Consider the following 23,064-nt stretch of genomic DNA (forward strand, 5'->3'; position numbering starts at 1 on the left):
AGATGAGTAAAAAAGCATGGATTATCGGTGGTGTAGCAGTTGTTGCAGTAATTGGGGCAACGATTATCGGGAGAAGTTTAGCTGGCGCTCCAGCCAAGGAGGGAGAAACGGCTTCGTCTGCTGAAGTCATAACCTTGAAGGTTGCCCATACACAAAACTACGTACCTTATGACTTTGTCAATGAAAAAGGAGAATCAGATGGTTATGAAGTAGCTGTTTTGAAGGCTGTTGATGAGAAGTTAGAAAACTATCAATTTGAATATACGGGTACCAGTGATGACGACCTCTTGATTGGTCTGGAATCAGGCAAGTATGACATCGGAACCAAGGGAGCTTGGTACACAGATGAACGAGCTAAAAAGTTTGTCATTCCATCTGAACCAGTGGGAGCGAGCATTATCGGATTTACTGTCAGAAAAGAAGATGAACAGAAATACAAAACTATTGATGACTTTGCTAAGAATAAAGGGAAATTGGTTCCCATCTCTCCACAGAATGCCCAATGGAATGTCATCACCAGCTACAATGAAAAACATCAGGATGCACCGATTGAGCTAACAGCAGCTGAATCCTTTAAAGTGGCAGATGCCTATGCCTGGGTCTTGGAAGGACGTTATGACGCCTTCTTTGACATCAAACTGTCCTTTGAAAAAGCAGTTACAGCAGAAGATGGTCCCTACCATCAATATGCGGATAAACTCAGCTGGTTCCCATACAAGGGCATTCCAACTTATCCCTTGATTCACCGTGATGAAAAGGGTGAGAAATTCGCTAAAGAATATGAAAAAGCAATCAAAGAGTTGAAAGAAGATGGTACGCTTGCTAAGCTATCTCAGCAATACTTTAAAGAAGATGTCTTTAGTTATGTAGACAAAGACTAGGCCAGAAATTCCAAGACTAGAAAGGGTTTTGCATGGTTTCTTATGATTTTTCCAAGGTCTTTCAGTTTTTGCCGACCTTATGGCAGGCGCTTCCTATGACCTTGTCCATTCTCTTTTTTACCACTCTTCTTGGTTCCCTTTTTGGAGGTCTCTTGGCCTGGGCACAAGTAGGAGAAGACAAGAGTTTTGCAGCGATTTCCAAAGGCTATATCTTTACCCTTCGTTGTACACCGCCGATTGTCTTGCTTTTTCTAGTTTTTTATGGCTTGCCAGAATTTCTGAAATGGTGGCTTGGTTTGGATATCAACAACTGGTCTAAAACTATTTTTGTTCTCCTGACGATGATTCTCTTGTTTGCGGCTATTGTTGCCGAGGTTTTCAAGGCGGCCTATCAAGCTATTCCAAAGGGGCAGACAGAGGCCGGGCTTAGTATTGGTTTGACTCCAAGTCAGACTTTTTGGAGAATCATTTTTCCTCAAGCTTTTCAAGTTGCTCTTCCCAACATAACAACCGCTATTCTCAATCTTATGCGGGATGCTGCCTTGGCTTATACGATTGGTTTTGTTGATGTCATGGGGGCAGGCAATCTCTTGATTAGTCGCAATTTAGGGAACTACTCGCTGGAAACCTATACGGCAGTTGCACTTCTTTACTGGGGGATTGCCTTGGTTATTTCTAGCTTGAGTCGTTTGCTTGAGAAGTCTTTGGAAACAAAAGGGAGGTAAGAAATGGATATAGACTATATTGTAAAGACCTTTCTGGAGACCTTGAAAGGTGTGCCAATCACCTTGATTATCATGATTGTGGCTATGGTCTTAAGCTTTTTACCGGCTCTATTTTTAGCCTTGGGGCAGATCTACAAGGTTCGAGGGGTGAGGAGTTTTTCTCTGGTCTATCTGGCCTTTATCCGAGCGACTCCTCCGATTTTATTGATTCTCTTCTTTTATAGTTTGTTTCCAAGCCTGCTGAATCAATTTCTTAAAAGCATAGGAAGTGACTTTGATATTTTCAAGCTTGATCCTCTCTATTATGCCTTTATCATTTATAGTTTGATGACAGTCGGGAGTTTATCGGAGATTTTGCGTTCAGCGATCTTGACGGTGGACAAGGGACAACTAGAGGCGGCGCATGCGATTGGGCTGACTACGACCCAGGCCTATCTAAGGATTGTTTTTCCTCAAGCCTTGCGCTCAGCCTTGCCTAACTTGGCCAATCTGGTGATCAATATCGTCAAAGGGACCTCCCTGGTCTTTGTTATGACCATCAAGGATATCACTGCTATTGCCCGTGTGGAAGCGTCCTACGGTTACCAGTATTTTGAGTCTTATTTTGTAATCTTTTTGCAGTATATTTTGATCTGTGGTTTGATTCAGTGGGGCTTTTCTGTATTAGAAAAAGGCTATGTGAAAAAAGAAAAGAGAGCAAAAGCATCTAGCGCGCGTTTTGTATAGGAGGACAGGATGTTACAAGTAGAACATATCGCAAAAACATTTGGTGAGAGGCAGGTGCTGGAGGATGTCAATCTCCAGGTCAACCAAGGGGATGTCGTCGTTATCTTAGGACCATCAGGTTCGGGGAAAACGACCTTTCTCCGTTGTCTCAACCACTTAGAAAAAGCTGATAGTGGCTGTTTGACATTGGCAGGAAAGACCTATGACTTATCCAAATTGAGCAAGAAAGACATTCTAGAAATTCGCCAAAAAACAGCCTTTGTTTTCCAACACTACAATCTCTTTGCAAATAAAACTGCTCTGGAAAATATTCTAGAAGGCCTCATTATAGCTCGTAAAGTTCCCAAGGAAGAAGCGCTCAAACGTGCAGAATCTGCCTTAGAAAAAGTTGGTTTACTGGCCTATAAGGACTACTACCCTTCTCAGCTATCTGGAGGGCAACAACAACGAATAGGAATTGCGCGTGCCATTGCCGTCAAGCCCGAGGTCATTTTGCTAGATGAACCAACATCGGCACTAGACCCTGAGTTGGTTGGAGATGTTTTGGATGTTCTGAAACAGTTGGCGGGAGAAGGTGTGACCATGGTGGTCGTCACGCATGAAATGGGATTTGCTAGAGATGTCGCTAACCACGTTATTTTTATGGATGGAGGCCGTATCGTAGAGGAGAACAATCCCCACGATTTCTTTAGTCGTCCACAAGAAGAACGAACCAAGCAGTTTCTGGCTCGTATCTTATCAGATGCCACCTATAGTGTAGAATATATGATTTGATAGATAAGTGTATCATAAAAACAACACCCCATGGCTAGAAGAGTCTTCTAATCATGGGGTGTTTTTCTATAGGAGGGCTAGGTTATATTCTTTGAAAATCTCTTTAAACCAGGTCAGCTTCGCCTTGCCGTACTTGAGTAAAGCCTGCGGCTAGCTACCTAGTTTACTCTTTGATTTTCATTGAGTGTTAGTTCTTTTTCTTGTTTTTTATCAACCATCCAAGTCCGAGAAGGGCAAGGATACTGAATCCAGCAAGGGCAAGGAGGGATTTGCTCTCAGTACCTGTGTTTGGAAGGACTTTCTGAGAAAGAGTCTCTGTAGCAGTTTCTTGAGAGTCAGGATTTGCTACTAGGTTTTGGGCTAGGTCTTGTTCTGATTCAACTTTCAAGCTAGAAAGATCAAATTCTGGTTTTTCTTCCACAGCTGGAGCGACGATGGCACCACCTTGAGACAAGCGGAGAACAACGGCAGTGAGAGCGTTTAATTTTAAGCCTTTTTCAGTCCATTCGAGACCTTGAGGTTTAGCGATTCCTACTGGTCCGGCTTGATTTTCATCTGCGAGGACTTCAGCCTTTCTCAAGTGAGCAAAGGCAGTTCCTAGAGTAAATTCACGAGCCTTATCATCCGCATTGACAAAGACTGCGTAGACATCGCCGTTTGGAGCAGTGATTTGGTAGCCGATGACTACATCTTCTTTTTCAACACCATTTTGGCCTGGGACAGTAATGAGTTGGACGCGCTCTTTGATATCTTGTAGACTCTTGAGTCGGAAAGCGTCCGTAGATTGACGAAGAGCGATTAATCCTTTCATGTAGTCACGGCTCTTGACATTTTCAGGATAAGCTTTGCTGTCGGTAGCCTTGGTCCAATCAAACTTGTTGACAGCATCACTAGAGTCGTAAGAGTCATGGATAAAGTAAGGATAGACAAATGGTTTGCCGTCCTTATCACGCAATAAGTGAGACTTGTTTGGAACTTTATCTTCAGGAACAGGAGTCTTATAGGCTGGATCAAGGAATTGTTTGGTACGTCCGTATTCTTGACCAGAGTGGATAAACGGAGTCCCTTGAGCAGTCAAGACCATGAGGTTTCCAAGTCGCAAACGGCGATGGATTTCAGCATAGTTCTCAGCCTTGCTTGGGTCTTTTTTGATAGACTGAGCAATAATATCAAAGAGTGTCAAGTTATCATGGGCTGCAATATACTGGATAACATCTCCAGGACTGTCTGCTTCAAAGTTAGTTGGTTGGGCAATGAGATTTTTAAAGATGGTATTGATATCGCGTTTGCCACCTGTGATAAAGGCAGGTTGACCTTCGTTTGGATAGCCAGACTTGAGGTTGTTGCGGATGTCGTCTGAAAAGACAGCGACAGTATCTGTTTTCTTCATCCAATCTTGGTCAGCAGGTTGTACAGGCGTATTTTCATCACCAGTATAGGTTCTCCAGCCTTCACCTAGCATGATAAGATTTGGATTGAGGGCGCGTGCAGCCTTGTAAGCTTCTTCGATTGAAGCCGCATCATGGTCACCCATCATATCAAAGCGGAAACCATCTACTTTGTAGGTTTCAACTAGATACTTGATGGAGTCTACCAAGACACGTTTAGACATGTAGTGGGTAGTTCCCAAACGGCCGCCTCCGAAGCTAGTACGTGGAGTTCCGTCTGCATCCATAAAGTGATAGTAGTTTGGCTCAATATCCTCAAAAATGTCAACCTTTGCAGTATGGTTGTAGACCACGTCCAGGATAGCACCCATGCCACGTTTGTGGATTTCGTTGATGAGGTTTTTGAATTCGGCGATACGTTTTTCTGGATCCTTAGGATCGCTTGAGTACATACCAGTCAAGGAGAAGTAGTTTTGAGGGTCATATCCCCAGTTGTAGTTGCTGTTGCTTGAAGCGTAGGCAGACAAACGTTCATGGTTTTTCAATTCATTGACAAAGTAGTAAGACAAGACTGGAAGGAGCTGGATGTGGGTCACACCCAAGTCTTTGAGATAGTCCAGTTTTTCGATAAAGGCTTCAAAGGTACCAAATGGCTTGGTCAAGTCTTTTGCGATGGCAGGATCTGAGGTGAAGTCACGAACATGGGCTTCATAGATGACAGCATCTTCACGCGATTTGAAGTTGCGAATCTTACCGTAAGTCAAGTCTTGAGGTCCTAGTTTGGCTGGATCAACAAAGGCAGCCTTAGCGACCTTATGAGCGGCATCTGTTTTTGCTAGGTCACTGTTCCAAGCCGCTAATGATTTGGCATAAGGGTCAAGAACGAGGACAGTTTTACCTTGGCGCTCGATTTGGTAGTGGTAGTAATAGCCAGTGTAGTTGCTGATACCGAGACCAGAGTTTGCATCCAGAGTTTGTTTCCAGGTTCCTTTTTCTCCTTTTTCAAGGGCGACAGTTCCGACTACCTTTTCAGGGTCTTTCTTGTCATAGACAACAACGGAAACCTTATCAGCACTTGGAGACCAGAGGGTGAGGTCAACACGCTTGCCATCTTCTTTTAGAGTTGCGCCGAGTGGACCATCGTAACTGTAGGATTCATCCTTGAGGCGCCAGCTTGAACGTGTGGTAAAGCGGTCTGAATTGTAGCTGACAGTGTACGGGTGTTGGGTGTCAGAGAAGTTGCCGATGTAGGTCACTTTTTTACCTGCCTCATCCACTTCCACGTCTGTGATAGCTACTTTATTCCCTTGGTAATCAGTGATGCTGGAGTGTTTGAGGATATCGTCTTTCTTAGCTCCAACGAGGGTAGAAAAACTGCTTTCGATACGAGATTTAGCCACGTGTTGGGCACCAGTCATACGGATATCGTGAACGTAGTAGGGGTTGGTGTAGATGGTTTCGTCATCATCTTTGAGGAAAATCTGACTGTGATTTTTTAGATCAGTGAATTTATAATCTTCTTTTCTGATTTTCACATCATCGCCTTTCTTGCTTTCGTCTAGTAATAAAAATCCAAATTCTCTTGCAGCTTCATTGAGTGGGATATCAATGTAACGGCCATATTTTCCAGTTGCGGTAAAGTCAGTACCGTCAGGCCATTCTCCACTGCTTGGGTTTTTGACATCGCCCCAATACCAAAGAGATTTTTTGTCATAGTTGCCATCGGTGCGGTAGTAGTTGACACGAATAGTTCCTGCTGGTTGAGGGCGATAATTGTATACCTTGTAGTTTTCATCTAGCCAGGCCTCATTCATTTTTGGAGAGAGGCGCTCTACAGAACGGTCCCCTGTCAGGTTATCCCCCTTGGTATTGTTGATGAGGAAGCTGACTTTCTTGGCTTGCTCATTTTTGAGTTTGACATCTAGATAATAGCCGTAGTCATCTTGCTTGGCATCCTTGAAGGACTTGGCTCCATTGGGCCAGTTTTCAGACGGCTTTTCAACATCATCCCAAGTCCAAAGACCTTGAGAATCTTTGTTCTCTTCAGGGAGTTTTTTTACATGGATACGGAAGTGGTTGTCTGCGATGGGCTCTTCAGAAGATGTGTCAGCTTGTGGTTTTTGTTCTGAAGTTGGCGTTGCAGTGCTGTTATCTACTTTCTCTTCCTTGCTGTTAGCCTGGCTTGTAGTAGCATCTTCTGTTTTGGGTGTTTCTGGCGCTGCAGTAGTTTCCCCAGCTGGAGCTTCTTTTTTAGAATCAAGGGAAGCGTTTGCATTCTTTTGTTCAGAAATAGGCGTTTCCTTTTGAGTTTGACTCGTTTCAGTCTCAGTAGGGGCCTTGGTCACAGCGCTGGTATTTTCCTGAGTTTGAGGCAGGTTTTCGTTAGCCGAAATAGTTGGCATTGCAGCAGAAAGCAGGATAATGCTGGCACCAATAAGGACAGAACCAGTTCCGTTCTTCAAGGAACGGATACCATAAATCATTTTTTTCTCAGTTTGAGATGGGATCTTTTTCATCACAATTCTCCTTGTGTAGTTGTTCCCTAACAGTATAGCACGAGGTAAACATTAGTGCAAGCGTTTTCCTAACTTTTAAGAGAAAATATAATGATTCATTTTCTTGAAATTTTAAAATAATATATAGGAAAAGATTGTTTAAAAAATAGTAAAAAAACCTTGAAAAATCTAGCTAAATAAGGTATAATATGAGTAATCATTTGTCGTAGGTTTTGTCTGAAATATTGTCCAGACAAGGCTCACAGCAGTTAAATCTTCTGAAAAAGTCAGATTTAGCTGCTCTTTTTGTGCTTTTTTTCAGGTTTTTGAGTGCTTGTAACAAAGATTTAAAGATTCTGAAAATTTATCAAAGGGACACGGTGATAGGGGTTTCTAAAACCATATGACGATTAGAAAAGCCTGATTGACAAGGCTTGGAATTTATTTACAAAGGAGAATCATCTTGGCAGGACATGACGTTCAATACGGGAAACATCGTACCCGTCGTAGTTTTTCAAGAATCAAAGAAGTTCTTGACTTACCAAATTTGATTGAAATTCAAACGGATTCATTCAAAGATTTCCTAGACCACGGACTTAAGGAAGTATTTGAAGATGTATTGCCAATTTCAAACTTCACAGACACAATGGAGTTGGAATTTGTTGGCTATGAAATCAAGGAACCAAAATACACGCTCGAAGAAGCTCGTATCCACGATGCTAGCTACTCAGCACCAATTTTTGTAACCTTCCGCTTGATTAATAAAGAAACAGGCGAAATCAAGACTCAAGAAGTCTTCTTTGGTGATTTCCCAATCATGACTGAGATGGGTACTTTCATCATCAATGGTGGTGAACGTATTATCGTTTCTCAGTTGGTTCGCTCACCAGGTGTTTACTTTAATGACAAAGTAGACAAGAACGGTAAAGTGGGTTACGGTTCTACTGTTATCCCTAACCGTGGAGCTTGGTTGGAACTTGAAAGCGACTCAAAAGACATCGCTTATACTCGTATCGACCGTACTCGTAAGATTCCATTTACGACCTTGGTTCGTGCGCTTGGTTTCTCAGGTGATGATGAAATCTTTGATATCTTTGGTGATAGCGAATTGGTTCGCAATACTGTTGAAAAAGATATCCACAAGAATCCAATGGACTCTCGTACAGACGAGGCCTTGAAAGAAATCTACGAACGCCTTCGTCCAGGTGAGCCTAAGACGGCTGAAAGCTCACGTAGCTTGCTTGTGGCTCGTTTCTTTGACCCACGCCGCTACGATTTGGCAGCAGTTGGTCGTTACAAGATCAATAAAAAACTCAACGTTAAAACACGCTTGCTCAACCAAACCATTGCAGAGCCATTGGTAGATCCTGAAACGGGTGAAATCTTGGTAGAAGCTGGTACCGTTATGACTCGTAGCGTGATTGAAAGCATCGAGAACCACTTGGATGGCGACTTGAACAAGATTGTTTATATTCCAAACGATGCAGCTGTTCTGACAGAACCGGTTGTCCTTCAAAAATTCAAGGTTGTTGCCCCAACGGACCCAGACCGTGTTGTAACCATCATCGGAAATGCCAATCCTGATGACAAGGTTCATGTTGTAACTCCTGCGGATATCCTTGCAGAGATGAGCTACTTCCTCAACTTGGCGGAAGGTATCGGACGTGTGGATGATATCGACCACCTTGGGAACCGTCGTATCCGTGCAGTTGGTGAATTGCTTGCAAACCAAGTACGTCTTGGACTTTCTCGTATGGAACGTAATGTCCGTGAACGTATGTCTGTTCAGGACAATGAAGTTTTAACACCACAACAAATCATCAACATCCGTCCTGTAACAGCTGCAGTTAAAGAATTCTTTGGTTCATCACAGTTGTCACAGTTCATGGACCAACACAACCCGCTTTCTGAGTTGTCTCACAAACGTCGTTTGTCAGCCTTAGGACCTGGTGGTTTGACTCGTGACCGTGCTGGATATGAAGTACGTGACGTGCATTACACTCACTACGGTCGTATGTGTCCAATCGAGACACCTGAAGGACCTAACATCGGTTTGATCAATAACTTGTCATCATACGGTCACTTGAACAAGTATGGATTTGTTCAAACACCATATCGTAAGGTTGACCGTGAAACTGGTGTAGTCACAAACGAAATCGTTTGGTTGACAGCCGATGAAGAAGATGAATTTACTGTAGCACAGGCTAACTCTCGTCTGAATGAAGATGGTACTTTTGCTGAGAAGGTTGTCATGGGACGTCACCAAGGGGTCAACCAAGAGTACCCAGCAGAAGTAGTTGACTACATGGACGTTTCACCAAAACAGGTAGTTGCCGTTGCGACTGCATGTATTCCTTTCTTGGAAAACGATGACTCCAACCGTGCCCTCATGGGTGCCAACATGCAACGTCAGGCTGTGCCATTGATTGATCCAAAAGCACCTTACGTTGGTACTGGTATGGAATACCAAGCAGCCCACGATTCAGGAGCTGCTGTGATTGCTCAGCATGCTGGTAAAGTTACCTACGCAGATGCTGACAAGGTAGAAGTACGCCGTGAAGATGGTTCATTGGACGTTTACCACATCCAAAAATTCCGTCGTTCAAACTCAGGTACTGCTTACAACCAACGCACGCTTGTTAAAGTTGGCGATGTCGTTGAAAAAGGCGACTTTATCGCTGACGGACCTTCTATGGAAAAAGGGGAAATGGCGCTTGGACAAAACCCAATTGTTGCCTACATGACATGGGAAGGTTACAACTTCGAGGATGCCGTTATCATGAGCGAACGCTTGGTCAAAGACGATGTCTATACATCTGTCCACCTCGAGGAATACGAATCAGAAACGCGCGATACAAAGCTTGGGCCTGAAGAAATTACTCGTGAAATTCCAAACGTTGGGGAAGATGCCCTTAAAGACCTTGACGAAATGGGTATTATCCGTATCGGTGCCGAGGTTAAAGAAGGGGACATCCTTGTAGGTAAAGTCACACCTAAGGGTGAGAAAGATCTCTCAGCTGAAGAACGTCTCTTGCACGCTATCTTCGGAGACAAGTCTCGTGAAGTGCGTGACACTTCTCTTCGTGTACCTCACGGTGCCGATGGTGTCGTTCGTGATGTTAAGATCTTTACGCGTGCAAATGGAGATGAGTTGCAATCAGGTGTTAACATGCTGGTTCGTGTCTACATCGCTCAAAAACGTAAGATCAAGGTCGGAGATAAGATGGCCGGACGTCACGGAAACAAAGGGGTTGTCTCTCGTATCGTCCCTGTAGAAGACATGCCTTACCTTCCAGACGGAACTCCAGTCGATATCATGTTGAACCCACTTGGGGTGCCATCACGTATGAATATCGGTCAGGTTATGGAACTCCACCTTGGTATGGCAGCCCGTACTCTTGGTATCCACATCGCAACACCAGTCTTTGACGGAGCAAGTTCGGAAGACCTTTGGGACACTGTTAAAGAAGCAGGTATGGACAGCGATGCCAAGACAATCCTTTACGATGGACGTACTGGTGAGCCGTTTGACAACCGTGTATCAGTTGGTGTCATGTACATGATCAAACTCCACCACATGGTTGATGATAAATTGCACGCTCGTTCAGTCGGACCATACTCAACCGTTACCCAACAACCACTCGGAGGTAAAGCTCAGTTTGGTGGACAACGTTTCGGTGAGATGGAGGTTTGGGCTCTTGAAGCCTACGGTGCGTCAAATGTCCTTCAAGAAATCTTGACTTACAAGTCTGACGATATCAACGGACGTTTGAAAGCTTATGAAGCTATTACAAAAGGAAAACCAATTCCAAAACCAGGTGTTCCAGAATCCTTCCGAGTTCTTGTCAAAGAATTGCAATCTCTTGGTCTTGACATGCGTGTCCTTGACGAAGATGACCAAGAAGTGGAACTTCGCGACTTGGATGAAGGAATGGACGAAGATGTCATCCACGTAGATGACCTTGAAAAAGCCCGCGAAAAAGCAGCCCAAGAGGCTAAAGCAGCCTTTGAAGCTGAAGAAGCTGAGAAAGCAACAAAAGCGGAAGCAACAGAAGAAGCTGCTGAACAAGAATAAGCAGTTCACTTAGAATAGAAAGGGAAGAAATAGTGGTTGATGTAAATCGTTTTAAAAGTATGCAAATCACCCTAGCTTCTCCAAGCAAAGTCCGTTCATGGTCTTATGGAGAAGTCAAAAAACCTGAAACAATCAATTACCGTACCTTGAAACCAGAACGTGAAGGACTCTTTGACGAAGTCATCTTTGGTCCTACTAAAGACTGGGAATGTGCTTGTGGGAAGTACAAACGCATTCGTTACAGAGGGATTGTTTGTGACCGCTGTGGGGTTGAAGTAACGCGTACGAAAGTTCGTCGTGAGCGTATGGGGCACATCGAGTTGAAAGCTCCTGTATCTCACATCTGGTATTTCAAGGGGATTCCAAGCCGTATGGGCTTGACCCTTGATATGAGTCCTCGTGCCCTCGAGGAAGTTATCTACTTTGCGGCTTATGTGGTCATTGATCCGAAGGATACACCACTTGAGCACAAGTCTATCATGACAGAGCGTGAATACCGTGAGCGCTTGCGTGAGTATGGTTATGGATCATTCGTTGCCAAGATGGGTGCCGAAGCTATCCAAGACCTCTTGAAACAAGTAGATCTTGAAAAAGAAATTACTGAACTCAAAGAAGAGTTGAAAACAGCTACTGGACAAAAACGTGTCAAAGCCATCCGTCGTTTGGATGTTTTGGATGCCTTTTACAAGTCTGGGAACAAACCTGAATGGATGATTCTCAATATCCTTCCAGTTATTCCACCAGACCTTCGTCCAATGTTGCAGTTGGATGGTGGCCGTTTTGCCTCATCTGACTTGAATGACCTTTACCGTCGTGTTATCAACCGTAACAACCGTTTGGCTCGTTTGCTTGAGTTGAATGCACCTGGTATCATCGTTCAAAATGAGAAGCGTATGCTTCAAGAAGCGGTTGACGCTTTGATTGATAATGGCCGTCGTGGTCGTCCAATCACAGGACCAGGTAGCCGTCCACTAAAATCATTAAGCCACATGCTCAAAGGTAAACAAGGACGCTTCCGTCAAAACTTGCTCGGTAAACGTGTTGACTTCTCAGGACGTTCCGTTATCGCAGTTGGTCCAACTCTTAAGATGTACCAATGTGGTGTGCCACGCGAAATGGCGATTGAGCTCTTTAAACCATTTGTGATGCGTGAAATCGTTGCCCGTGACATCGTGCAAAACGTCAAGGCAGCTAAACGCTTGGTAGAACGCGGAGACGAACGTATCTGGGATATTCTTGAAGAAGTAATCAAAGAACACCCAGTCCTTTTGAACCGCGCACCGACCCTTCACCGTTTGGGTATCCAAGCCTTCGAGCCAGTCTTGATTGATGGTAAGGCCCTTCGTTTGCACCCACTTGTCTGTGAAGCCTACAATGCCGACTTTGACGGGGACCAAATGGCCATCCACGTACCGCTTTCAGAAGAAGCCCAAGCAGAAGCTCGTATCTTGATGCTCGCTGCTGAGCACATCTTGAATCCGAAAGATGGTAAACCAGTTGTTACCCCATCTCAGGATATGGTTTTGGGTAACTACTACTTGACCATGGAAGAAGCTGGTCGTGAAGGTGAAGGAATGGTCTTCAAAGACCGTGACGAAGCGGTTATGGCTTACCGCAATGGCTATGTTCACCTCCACTCACGTGTTGGTATCGCGACAGACAGCCTCAACAAACCTTGGGCTGAAGAGCAAAAACACAAGGTCTTGCTTACAACAGTTGGTAAAATCCTCTTCAATGACATCATGCCAGAGGGTCTGCCTTACTTGCAAGAACCAACAAATGCCAACTTAACAGAAGGTGTTCCAGCTAAATACTTCTTGCCACTAGGTGGAGATATCAAGGAAGCAATCAGCAATCTTGAACTCAACCCTCCATTCAAGAAGAAAAATCTTGGGAATATCATCGCTGAAATCTTCAAACGTTTCCGTACGACAGAAACTTCTGCCCTACTTGACCGCATGAAGAACCTCGGTTACCACCACTCAACTCTTGCAGGTTTGACAGTGGGTATTGCCGATATCCCAGTTGTTGAAGACAAGGCTGAAATCATCGAAGAATCACACAAACGTGTAGAACAAATCACCAAACAATTCCGTCGTGGTATGATCACAGACGACGAGCGCTACAACGCTGTTACAGCTGAATGGCGTGCAGCCCGTGAAAAATTGGAGAAACGTTTGGTTGCCAACCAAGATTCTAAGAACCCAATCGTTATGATGATGGACTCTGGAGCCCGTGGTAACATCTCAAACTTCTCACAGCTTGCCGGTATGCGTGGTCTGATGGCCGCTCCGAACGGACGTATCATGGAATTGCCAATCCTTTCAAACTTCCGCGAAGGTTTGTCAGTACTCGAAATGTTCTTCTCAACTCACGGTGCCCGTAAAGGTATGACCGATACGGCCCTTAAGACAGCCGACTCAGGTTACTTGACTCGTCGTTTGGTTGACGTTGCCCAAGACGTTATCATCCGTGAGGACGACTGTGGAACAGACCGTGGTCTCTTGATCCGTTCTATCGCAGAAGGAAAAGAGATGATCGAGTCTCTCGAAGAACGCCTCAACGGTCGTTACACTAAGAAAACTGTTAAACATCCAGAAACTGGTGCAGTGATCATCGGTCCAAATGAGTTGATTACAGAAGACAAGGCGCGTGAAATTGTCAATGCTGGTGTGGAAGAAGTGACTATCCGTTCCGTATTTACATGTAACACTCGTCATGGTGTCTGCCGTCACTGTTACGGTATCAACTTGGCGACTGGTGATGCGGTTGAAGTTGGTGAAGCAGTTGGTACAATCGCTGCCCAATCTATCGGGGAACCTGGTACACAGCTTACAATGCGTACCTTCCACACGGGTGGGGTTGCTTCAAATACCGATATCACTCAGGGTCTTCCTCGTGTCCAAGAAATCTTTGAAGCCCGCAATCCTAAAGGGGAAGCGGTCATCACAGAGGTCAAAGGACAAGTTACTGCTATCGAAGAAGATGCTTCAACTCGTACTAAGAAAGTCTTCGTTAAGGGTGAAACTGGCGAAGGTGAGTACGTGGTTCCATTTAAAGCCCGTATGCGTGTTGAAGTTGGAGACCAAGTCTCTCGCGGTGCAGCTCTTACAGAAGGTTCTATCCAACCAAAACGTCTCCTTGCTGTTCGTGATGTCTTGTCAGTTGAAACTTACCTTCTCGGTGAAGTACAAAAAGTTTACCGTAGCCAAGGGGTAGAAATCGGTGACAAACACATCGAGGTAATGGTTCGTCAAATGATCCGTAAAGTTCGTGTCATGGATCCAGGTGACACAGACCTTCTTATGGGTACCCTCATGGACATCAACGACTTTACAGATGCTAACAAGGATGTTCTTATCGCAGGTGGAGTTCCAGCGACTGGTCGCCCAGTTCTTATGGGAATCACCAAAGCCTCACTTGAAACAAATAGTTTCTTGTCAGCGGCTTCCTTCCAGGAAACAACCCGTGTCCTTACTGATGCGGCCATCCGTGGTAAGAAAGATCATCTCCTTGGACTCAAGGAAAATGTTATCATCGGTAAAATCATCCCAGCTGGTACTGGTATGGCTCGCTACCGTAACCTTGAACCACAAGCTATCAATGAAGCAGAATATCTGGCTCCAGAACAAGAAGAGGCAGAACTTGCTCCTGTAGAGGAAGTTGTGGAAATCCAAGTTGAAGAAACAGTAGAATAAAAGCAAACAAGAGAACCTTTGGGTTCTCTTTGCTTTATTTCAGAAAATTTTCTCACTTTTTCATAAAGTATGGTAGAATAGAAGAACTAAAATGCCAAGGAGGTGTCCGTATGGAACAAACATTCTTTATCATTAAGCCAGATGGTGTGAAAAGAGGGCTGGTTGGCGAAATTCTGCAAAGAATGGAGCAACGAGGTTTCAAACTCGAAAAATTAGAGTTACGTTCAGTAGTTTCAGAAGATTTGATTGACCAGCACTATCAAGACTTGGTTGAAAAAAGTTTTTATCCTCCTATCCGTCAGTTTATGACTTCAGGACCAGTAGTGGTGGGCATTCTATCAGGTCCGAAAGTGATTGAAACTTGGCGGACCATGATGGGGGCTACTCGTCCAGAAGAAGCTCTGCCAGGAACTATCCGAGGAGATTTTGCCAAGGCTGCAGGAGACAATCAAGCCATTCAAAATGTGGTTCACGGCTCTGATTCGGAAGCTTCTGCAAAACGTGAAATTGCTCTCTGGTTTAAGGATTAGACTGGTAAAAGGACAGTTCTGTGTATAACAGAGCTGTTTTTTGGTCAGTTGAGTACAAAAATAGGACACTTGAGGCGGTAACGATCATTTCAAATTCCTCACAAGGTATAATCCTATATAGGGAGGGGAAAGAAATGATAAAATCAATTCGCCTATTGTTGCTGATTGCAGTCATCCAGATTAGTTTTAGTAGTTGTCTATTATGGAAAGAATCCTTTTTATCTTTAAAACAGACCAATGCTTATTTTTTGATTTTGATAGTAGGAATTTCTGTTTTGTGTGCTGGGATTAATTATTTCCATACAGCAGACCAGTCTAGGCATAGTATTTTACATGTTCAAAAGAAAGTGAGCCTTGTTTATTGCCTCCTTTTAGTAGTCAATCTTCTGGCAACCTGTCTGGTTCTCTCGGAAAGTATCCAAACCACTAGCAAATTGCAGCAGGAACTGGTTGACCTCTTTTTACCCTCCTTCTTTTTCTTGCTAGGAGTAGATCTATTGATTTTCTTACCTTTTGATAAAATTTTTCGCGATATAGAAAATCACCTAAATAAAAAGAAAACAGTCGTCATTTCCGTTCTAGCTACGATGGTTTTCTTGAGGAATCCCTTAGTGATTTCCTCGATTCTCCTTTACATCAGTGTCGGTTTTCTATGCGCACGTTTTCTTTTTCCAAAATGTATCCAAAGGGAAATCTCCTTTTATGGACACCTGATTCGGGATATCCTGTTTGTTTTTTCAATAGTTGTATTCTTTTAAGTAGAGGAGAATTTTTCAAAATTGTTATAGTAAGTCCATAAAGAAAATTCACACAAAAGAAAACTTTTTGGTATAATAGTAGCATGCACACAAAAAATGAAGAAGAGCTTCTAGCTCTCGGAGAAAGATTAGGTCATTTGCTTCAAAAAGACGATGTTCTGATCTTGACTGGAGAGTTGGGTGCGGGTAAAACAACCTTTACAAAGGGCCTTGCCAAGGGCTTGGATATCCGTCAGATGATTAAAAGTCCAACCTATACCATTGTCAGAGAGTACGAAGGGCGTTTGCCACTTTACCACTTGGATGTCTACCGTATCGAAGGTGATGCTGATTCTATTGACTTGGATGAGTTTCTCTTTGGTGGTGGTGTGACTGTTATTGAGTGGGGGCATCTTTTGGGTGAAGATTTACCAGATTCTTACTTGGAGTTGGAAATTTTGAAAGAAGCTGAGGGTCGTTGTCTTCATTTTACGGCTCATGGCTCTCGGGCTGAACAACTCATCAAGGAGCTTCAAGATGGAGTATGAGTTGTGTATTCGTGAGGCAGAGATTTCAGATGCTACAGCCTTAATTGCATTTTTAGATTGTGTCGGTCAAGAGACAGATTTTACCAGCTTGGATGAAAATGGTATTATGATGACAGCTTCTGAAATGGCTCTTTTTATCGAAAAACAAGCTGCATCAGAGAATCAAATTACTCTCCTCGCCTTGCTGAATGATGAGATTGCAGGTGTTTTGAATATCACAGCGGACCAACATTTAAGAGTTCAACATATCGGTGATGTTTTTCTAGCAGTTCGAAAGAAATTCTGGAACCAAGGCTTGGCGACTATACTTCTAGAAGAAGGCATCGAGTGGGCTAAAGCCAGTGGTGTCTTGCGCCGTTTGCAACTTAGTGTACAAAAACGAAACGAGGCTGCGATCCACCTCTACTCAAAAATGGGATTTATCACAGAAGGCTTACAAGAAAGAGGAGCCTATTTAGCAGAAGGGATATTTTTAGATGTTTGTCTTATGGGCAAGCTGATAAATGAATAACGAGATGATTAAAAAATTAATTGGAATGGTGCTAGGTTTCCTAGCAGTAACAGTTTTAGGTGTAGCGGTTTATGGCTATACCATCTACCAACAGGGAACAGAAACCCTAAGTAAAAAGACTTACAAAAAAATCGGGGAAGAAACCAACGTTATCGAAGCGACGGAGCCACTGACTATCCTCTTGATGGGGGTAGATACGGGAAACGTGGAACGTACAGACCCGTGGGCGGGTAATAGTGATTCCATGATTCTCCTGACGGTTAATCCCAAAACAAAGAAAACCACAATGATGAGTTTGGAACGGGATATTTTGACCAAGATTGAGACTGGAAACGGTCAAGTTCAGGAAGCCAAACTCAATGCGGCCTATGCTAATGGTGGTGCAGAACTTGCAATTTCTACTATTCAAAAGATGATGAATATCCACATTGACCGCTATGTGATGGTTAACATGCAGGGGCTTCAACAATTGGTGGATGCAGTTGGTGGGATCACCGTCAACAATACACTCGGTTTCCCAATTTCGATTGCTGACCAAGAAGAGTTCAATAAGATTTCCATCGGTGTTGGAGAACAAACCTTGAATGGGGAGGAAGCCTTGGTGTATTCACGGATGCGTTACCAAGACCCTGAAGGAGACTATGGTCGTCAAAAACGTCAACGTGAAGTTATTCAAAAAATCGTTGAGAAGGTTTTGAGCCTAAACAGTGTGAGCCATTATCAAGGTATCCTCAAAGCTTTGAGTGATAACATGCAGACCAATGTGGACTTGTCAGCTAAGAGCATTCCACAATTGCTCGGCTATCAAGATTCCTTCAAGAATATCGAAACGCATCAATTGCGTGGAGAAGATGCTGAGCTACAGGGAATTTCTTATCAGATTGTCACTTCAGAACATATGCTCGAAATGCAAAATCTCTTGCGTCGTTCACTAGGTAAAGAACCAGTGACAGAATTGGAAACCAATGCGGTACTGTACGAAACAGCCTTTGGTCGGACAGCACCTTCAACCAGTACTAACGCTTCAAACGAAGAAGCAGAATAAGAAAAGAATCAAATCGTGGGAAATTTCCTGCGATTTTTTCAAAAAAATTCGAATAGATAAGTAGGAGGAAACATGAAAGCAGAAATTATTGCTGTCGGAACAGAAATTTTAACAGGGCAGATTGTCAATACCAATGCTCAGTTTTTATCAGAGAAACTAGCCGAAATCGGGGTAGATGTCTACTTCCAAACTGCTGTTGGAGATAATGAAGCTCGTCTTTTGTCCTTGCTTGAGATTGCGAGCCAACGTAGTAATCTTGTGATTTTGACAGGGGGCTTGGGACCAACCGAGGATGATTTGACCAAACAAACTCTGGCAAAATTTTTAGGAAAAGCTCTAGTGTTTGACCCTCAAGCACAAGAGAAACTGGATATTTTCTTTGCTCATAGACCTGACTATGCTCGGACACCGAATAATGAGCGCCAAGCCCAAATTGTAGAAGGGGCAACTCCACTGCCAAATGAAACAGGTTTAGCAGTCGGAGGGGTGTCGGAAGTGGATGGCGTGACCTACGTGGTCCTTCCAGGACCACCAAGTGAGTTGAAACCCATGGTCTTAAATCAACTCTTACCCAAGTTAATGACTGGTACCAAGTTATACTCACGAGTGCTCCGTTTCTTTGGAATTGGGGAGAGTCAGTTGGTGACCATTTTAGCGGATTTGATTGACCATCAAACCGATCCGACTTTGGCGCCGTATGCCAAGACGGGAGAAGTTACCTTGCGCTTGTCTACAAAAGCAGTTAGTCAAGAAAAGGATGATCAAGCACTGAACATCCTAGAAAATCAAATCTTGGATCGTCAAACTTTCGGGGGAATTTCTCTACGAGACATTTGTTATGGATATGGGGAAGAAACCAGCCTAGCAAGTGTCGTTGTAGAAGAGCTAAAGAAGAGACAGAAAAGCATTACTGCGGCAGAAAGCTTGACGGCAGGTCTCTTTCAGGCTACTTTAGCAGACTTTTCAGGTGTTTCAGCTATCTTTAATGGCGGTTTTGTCACTTACAGCCTAGAAGAAAAGTCTAAGATGCTGGATATTTCCGAGAAAGAGCTAAAAGAACACGGGGTCGTTTCTGAGTTTACGGCTCAAAAAATGGCAGAGCAGGCACGACTTAAGACTCAGTCTGACTACGGAGTTAGTTTGACGGGTGTGGCAGGGCCAGATAGCCTAGAGGGGCATCCAGCTGGTACAGTTTTTATTGGACTGGCACATGCAAAAGGGACAGAGGTTATCAAGGCTAATATCGCAGGACGGAGTCGAGCAGATGTTCGACAGATTGCGGTCATGCATGCTTTTAACCTAGTTCGCAAGGCTTTATTAAGTGACTAAATTTTGGTATAATAAAAGATAGGTCTAAGGACCAGTAGAATATAGGAGAACAAAATGGCGAAAAAACCAACAAAAAAATTAGATGAAATTGGGAAAAAATTTGGAGCTGACCGTGAAAAAGCATTGAACGATGCTCTTAAATTGATTGAGAAAGACTTTGGTAAAGGCTCCATCATGCGTTTGGGTGAGCGCGCGGAGCAAAAGGTTCAAGTGATGAGTTCAGGCTCATTGGCTCTGGACATTGCTCTTGGTTCAGGTGGTTATCCTAAAGGACGTATCATCGAAATCTACGGACCAGAATCATCTGGTAAAACAACAGTTGCCCTTCACGCTGTTGCGCAAGCTCAAAAAGAAGGCGGTATCGCTGCCTTTATCGATGCGGAACATGCCCTTGATCCAGCCTATGCTGCAGCCCTTGGTGTGAATATTGACGAATTGCTCTTGTCACAACCAGACTCAGGTGAGCAAGGTCTTGAAATTGCAGGGAAATTGATTGACTCAGGTGCCGTTGACCTCGTCGTTATCGACTCGGTTGCAGCCCTTGTACCTCGTGCAGAAATCGATGGGGACATTGGAGACAGCCACGTTGGTTTGCAAGCTCGTATGATGAGCCAGGCCATGCGTAAACTCGGAGCTTCTATCAATAAGACCAAAACGATTGCCATCTTTATCAACCAATTGCGTGAAAAAGTTGGTGTCATGTTTGGAAATCCAGAAACAACTCCTGGTGGACGTGCTTTGAAATTCTACGCTTCAGTCCGTTTGGATGTTCGTGGAAGTACACAAATCAAGGGTACTGGCGACCAAAAAGATACCAATGTCGGTAAGGAAACCAAGATCAAGGTCGTGAAAAATAAAGTAGCTCCACCGTTTAAGGAAGCTTTCGTTGAAATCATGTACGGAGAAGGGATTTCTAAGACTGGTGAGCTCTTGAAGATCGCAAGTGATCTCGATATTATCCAAAAAGCGGGAGCATGGTACTCTTACAAGGGTGAAAAAATCGGACAAGGATCTGAAAATGCTAAGAAATATTTGGCAGATCACCCAGAGATTTTTGATGAGATTGACCATCAGGTTCGTGTTCAATACGGTTTGATTGAAGATGAAGAGGGAACCACTCCTACCTCTGTCGCAGAAGATTTGGCACCTAACCAAGAAGTGACGCTTGACCTAGGCGATGGACTTGAAATCGAAATTGAAGATTAAAGATAAAACGGCTCTTTGTCAACTGTAGTGGGTTGAAATCAGTTAAGATCGAGAAAGGACGAATTTCGTCCTTTCTTTTTTGATGTTGAGAGCGATGAGAATTCTAGTTTTAAAGTTGTCAAAGTTCCGAAAGCCAAAAGCGTTTCGTTTGATGAGTTTAATGAGATTATTAGTCGCTTCCAATTTTGCGTTGGAATAAGGTAACTGAAGGGCATTGACGATTTTCTCCTTGTCCTTGAGAAAGATTTTAAAGACAGTCTGAAAAAGAGGATGGATCTGCTTTAGATTGTCCTCAATGAGTCCGAAAAATTTCTCGGGTTCCTTATTCTGAAAGTGAAAAAGCAAGAGCTGATAGAGATTATAGTGGTGTTTCAAGTCTTCTGAATAGCTCAAAAGCTTGTCTAGAATTTCTTTATTCGTCAAGTGCATACGAAAAGTAGGGCGATAAAATCGTTTATCGCTGAGTTTACGGCTATCCTGTTGAATGAGTTTCCAGTAACGTTTGATAGCCTTATATTCATGAGATTTTCGCTCAAACTGATTCATGATTTGGACACGCACACGACTCATAGCACGGCTAAGATGTTGGACAATGTGAAAACGATCTAGAACGATTTTAGCGTTTGGGAGTGAAACGGTCTAGGAGACTGTTTCAGCCTGAGCTTAGAAATTCGAAAGCGAAGCTGTTTAGCTAAGTCATAGTAGGGACTAAACATATCCATCGTAATGATTTTCACCTGACAGCGAACAGCTTGCTCGTAGCGAAGAAAGTGATTTCGGATGATAGTTTGTGTCCTACCTTCAAGGACAGTGATGATGTCGAGCTTTTCAAAATCTTGCGCAATGAAACTCATCCTTTCCTTAGTGAAGGTATACTCATTTCAAGACATAATCTCTGGAAGACGAGAAAAATCATGCTTAAAACGGAAGTCATTAAGCTTGCGAATAACAGTTGAAGTTGAAATAGACAGCTGATGAGCAATATCGGTCATAGAAGTCTTTTCAATCAACTTTTGAGCAATCTTTTGATTGATCATACGAGGGATTTGATGATCTTTCTTGGCGAGGGAAGTCTCAGAGACTATCATTTTCGAACAATGATAGCACTTGAAACGGCGTTTTCTAAGGAGAATTCTGGTAAGCATACCAGTTGTTTCAAGGTAAGGAATTTTAGACGATTTTTGAAAGTCATATTTCTTCATTTGGGTTCCGCAATCAGGACAAGATGGGGCGTCGTAGTCCAGTTTAGCGATGATTTTCTTGTGAGTATCCTTATTGATGATGTCTAGAATTTGGATATTAGGGTCTTTAATATCGAGTAGGTTTGTGACAAAATGTAATGATTTTATAAGATTCTTTCTAATGAGTTGTTTAGTCGCTTTTCATTATAGGTCATATGGGACTTTTTTCTACCTTGAATATACAATATAAGTGCACAATAAAAACTCATAAGATTTTCTAGTAAAATATGTAGAATTGCCGTTTATATTTCCTGCCAATTACTGACATAGTATAACCAAAGCCTGTCTCTTTTGGAGAAATACCCGTCGGAACACAAGTATCTTGTTCATTCAGCATAGTTTTCTCTTTCTAATAAATGATCTGTATCTCAATTAGTAACCACACTTATAGTTAGTTGTAAAAGTATCTCAATTGTAGTAAGCAACTTCCGCCCTTTTCGCTTTACTATCTTATCGTATAAGTCAAGCAGTTCTTTATTAAGAACCTCATATATAATAAAGAATACACTAAACGGCTATAATAAAATCCATAATCTATTTTTGTTGAAATAGTATTATACAAAAAATCAGAATATAAATATTGCTTGCGTACAGAAAAATGCGTTCTAATAACCCAAAGAAGGGTTTTAAAAAAGGTAAAATAAGTGCGGCGACCAATCCATATAAACCAATCTTTATCAGCCATTCTATTGCCAAGAAGAAAACAGCTAACGAAGGTACTAATGCACTCATTACATCGGTCAATTGAAAAAGAAAAATGGCCAAGACGGTAAACTGTAAAATAGCAAATAGCAAGTGCAAGCGGCCGCTGATTGTTTTGCGGCTTCCTTCAATATCTGTTGGAAAAACCATAATTCCGAAATAGCCCACCAAGGCCAGTACCAATAACCAAATAGCTTTTTCTTTAAAGGCAGTCTCATAGTTCCAACAGATAAGAGCACCTATCAAGAAAATATTACGGAATGTACTGACAATTCCTGCCCAGTTAAAAAGATATTTATACTCCCCTACACCGTAGTCACTGACAGCATGTCTGACTGGACTGTAGATACCCTTATTTTTTATATGCAAGTCTAACATTAAATAGAAATAGACTAAAATACAAAGGATGACTAAAAAACTAAAACAGCTGGTCAACATATAAAAGAACCTTCT

At 43.0% G+C, this 23,064-nt stretch carries 15 protein-coding genes and 1 pseudogene; 13 read left to right on the top strand and 3 right to left on the bottom strand.

The features are described 5' to 3' along the window. The first annotated feature begins 2 nt into the window (after positions 1 to 2). The 4 genes from NML69_RS04375 to NML69_RS04390 are packed head-to-tail and all read left to right on the top strand — an operon-like array spanning position 3 to position 3,106. Positions 3 to 881, top strand: coding sequence for a transporter substrate-binding domain-containing protein (locus NML69_RS04375; RefSeq protein ID WP_254725412.1), 879 nt, complete (start codon positions 3 to 5; stop codon positions 879 to 881). A 32-nt stretch (positions 882 to 913) separates the two neighbouring features. Then, positions 914 to 1,606: an amino acid ABC transporter permease gene (locus NML69_RS04380; RefSeq protein ID WP_000255460.1), complete on the top strand. Its 693-nt coding sequence runs from the start codon at positions 914 to 916 to the stop codon at positions 1,604 to 1,606. Between the two features lie 3 nt (positions 1,607 to 1,609). Then, positions 1,610 to 2,332, top strand: coding sequence for an amino acid ABC transporter permease (locus tag NML69_RS04385; RefSeq protein ID WP_000350565.1), 723 nt, complete (start codon positions 1,610 to 1,612; stop codon positions 2,330 to 2,332). Positions 2,333 to 2,341: 9 nt separating this feature from the next. After that, on the top strand, positions 2,342 to 3,106 hold the full coding sequence (locus tag NML69_RS04390; protein WP_125840503.1) for an amino acid ABC transporter ATP-binding protein: 765 nt from the start codon (positions 2,342 to 2,344) through the stop codon (positions 3,104 to 3,106). Between the two features lie 187 nt (positions 3,107 to 3,293). Here NML69_RS04390 and NML69_RS04395 read toward each other — a convergent pair whose 3' ends face one another. Beyond that, positions 3,294 to 7,010: a pullulanase gene (locus NML69_RS04395; protein ID WP_254725414.1), complete on the bottom strand. Its 3,717-nt coding sequence runs from the start codon at positions 7,008 to 7,010 to the stop codon at positions 3,294 to 3,296. 442 nt (positions 7,011 to 7,452) lie between these two features. On the opposite strand from NML69_RS04395, the gene rpoB reads away from it, so the two are divergent. From rpoB to recA, 9 genes are all read left to right on the top strand, one after another. Beyond that, positions 7,453 to 11,064, top strand: coding sequence for a DNA-directed RNA polymerase subunit beta (gene rpoB, locus NML69_RS04400; protein ID WP_198459175.1), 3,612 nt, complete (start codon positions 7,453 to 7,455; stop codon positions 11,062 to 11,064). 32 nt (positions 11,065 to 11,096) lie between these two features. Next, positions 11,097 to 14,762 (top strand): DNA-directed RNA polymerase subunit beta', encoded by a 3,666-nt coding sequence (gene rpoC, locus NML69_RS04405; RefSeq protein WP_254725416.1) that lies wholly within the window; start codon positions 11,097 to 11,099, stop codon positions 14,760 to 14,762. 110 nt (positions 14,763 to 14,872) lie between these two features. Then, positions 14,873 to 15,292: a nucleoside-diphosphate kinase gene (ndk, locus tag NML69_RS04410; RefSeq protein WP_254725418.1), complete on the top strand. Its 420-nt coding sequence runs from the start codon at positions 14,873 to 14,875 to the stop codon at positions 15,290 to 15,292. A gap of 134 nt (positions 15,293 to 15,426) precedes the next feature. Then, a complete protein-coding gene (locus NML69_RS04415) occupies positions 15,427 to 16,050 on the top strand; it encodes a hypothetical protein (protein WP_254725420.1) in 624 nt (207 codons plus the stop codon). Positions 16,051 to 16,133: 83 nt separating this feature from the next. Beyond that, positions 16,134 to 16,577: a tRNA (adenosine(37)-N6)-threonylcarbamoyltransferase complex ATPase subunit type 1 TsaE gene (gene tsaE / locus NML69_RS04420; protein ID WP_000556959.1), complete on the top strand. Its 444-nt coding sequence runs from the start codon at positions 16,134 to 16,136 to the stop codon at positions 16,575 to 16,577. Continuing rightward, positions 16,567 to 17,088 carry a GNAT family N-acetyltransferase gene (locus NML69_RS04425; protein WP_254725422.1) on the top strand — a complete coding sequence of 174 codons (522 nt, stop codon included), beginning with the start codon at positions 16,567 to 16,569 and terminating at the stop codon, positions 17,086 to 17,088. Before tsaE ends, NML69_RS04425 begins: the two co-directional genes overlap by 11 nt. A gap of 4 nt (positions 17,089 to 17,092) precedes the next feature. After that, a complete protein-coding gene (locus NML69_RS04430) occupies positions 17,093 to 18,133 on the top strand; it encodes an LCP family protein (RefSeq protein WP_000592174.1) in 1,041 nt (346 codons plus the stop codon). A 72-nt stretch (positions 18,134 to 18,205) separates the two neighbouring features. Then, positions 18,206 to 19,462, top strand: a complete 1,257-nt coding sequence (locus NML69_RS04435) for a competence/damage-inducible protein A (RefSeq protein WP_254725424.1) — start codon at positions 18,206 to 18,208, stop codon at positions 19,460 to 19,462. Between the two features lie 54 nt (positions 19,463 to 19,516). After that, positions 19,517 to 20,668, top strand: a complete 1,152-nt coding sequence (recA, locus tag NML69_RS04440) for a recombinase RecA (protein WP_254725426.1) — start codon at positions 19,517 to 19,519, stop codon at positions 20,666 to 20,668. 42 nt (positions 20,669 to 20,710) lie between these two features. On the opposite strand, the pseudogene NML69_RS04445 reads toward recA, so the two are convergent. Continuing rightward, a pseudogene (locus NML69_RS04445) lies at positions 20,711 to 22,017 on the bottom strand (ISL3 family transposase). Positions 22,018 to 22,443: 426 nt separating this feature from the next. After that, positions 22,444 to 23,049, bottom strand: coding sequence for a DUF998 domain-containing protein (locus NML69_RS04450; RefSeq protein WP_221160396.1), 606 nt, complete (start codon positions 23,047 to 23,049; stop codon positions 22,444 to 22,446). Positions 23,050 to 23,064 lie beyond the last annotated feature (15 nt).

The organism is Streptococcus sp. CF8-6 (genome assembly GCF_024295845.1).
Lineage (GTDB): Bacteria > Bacillota > Bacilli > Lactobacillales > Streptococcaceae > Streptococcus > Streptococcus oralis_BO.

What these genes read in the sequence shown, in the direction of transcription:
- NML69_RS04385 (WP_000350565.1), top strand. Translation starts at nt 1,610, where the DNA reads ATGGATATAGACTATATTGTAAAGACCTTTCTGGAGACCTTGAAAGGT.
- NML69_RS04395 (WP_254725414.1), bottom strand. Translation starts at nt 7,010, where the DNA reads ATGAAAAAGATCCCATCTCAAACTGAGAAAAAAATGATTTATGGTATC.
- NML69_RS04425 (WP_254725422.1), top strand. Translation starts at nt 16,567, where the DNA reads ATGGAGTATGAGTTGTGTATTCGTGAGGCAGAGATTTCAGATGCTACA.
- NML69_RS04450 (WP_221160396.1), bottom strand. Translation starts at nt 23,049, where the DNA reads ATGTTGACCAGCTGTTTTAGTTTTTTAGTCATCCTTTGTATTTTAGTC.
- NML69_RS04430 (WP_000592174.1), top strand. Translation starts at nt 17,093, where the DNA reads ATGATTAAAAAATTAATTGGAATGGTGCTAGGTTTCCTAGCAGTAACA.
- NML69_RS04380 (WP_000255460.1), top strand. Translation starts at nt 914, where the DNA reads ATGGTTTCTTATGATTTTTCCAAGGTCTTTCAGTTTTTGCCGACCTTA.
- NML69_RS04435 (WP_254725424.1), top strand. Translation starts at nt 18,206, where the DNA reads ATGAAAGCAGAAATTATTGCTGTCGGAACAGAAATTTTAACAGGGCAG.
- NML69_RS04390 (WP_125840503.1), top strand. Translation starts at nt 2,342, where the DNA reads ATGTTACAAGTAGAACATATCGCAAAAACATTTGGTGAGAGGCAGGTG.
- NML69_RS04375 (WP_254725412.1), top strand. Translation starts at nt 3, where the DNA reads ATGAGTAAAAAAGCATGGATTATCGGTGGTGTAGCAGTTGTTGCAGTA.
- tsaE (WP_000556959.1), top strand. Translation starts at nt 16,134, where the DNA reads ATGCACACAAAAAATGAAGAAGAGCTTCTAGCTCTCGGAGAAAGATTA.
- NML69_RS04415 (WP_254725420.1), top strand. Translation starts at nt 15,427, where the DNA reads ATGATAAAATCAATTCGCCTATTGTTGCTGATTGCAGTCATCCAGATT.
- ndk (WP_254725418.1), top strand. Translation starts at nt 14,873, where the DNA reads ATGGAACAAACATTCTTTATCATTAAGCCAGATGGTGTGAAAAGAGGG.
- recA (WP_254725426.1), top strand. Translation starts at nt 19,517, where the DNA reads ATGGCGAAAAAACCAACAAAAAAATTAGATGAAATTGGGAAAAAATTT.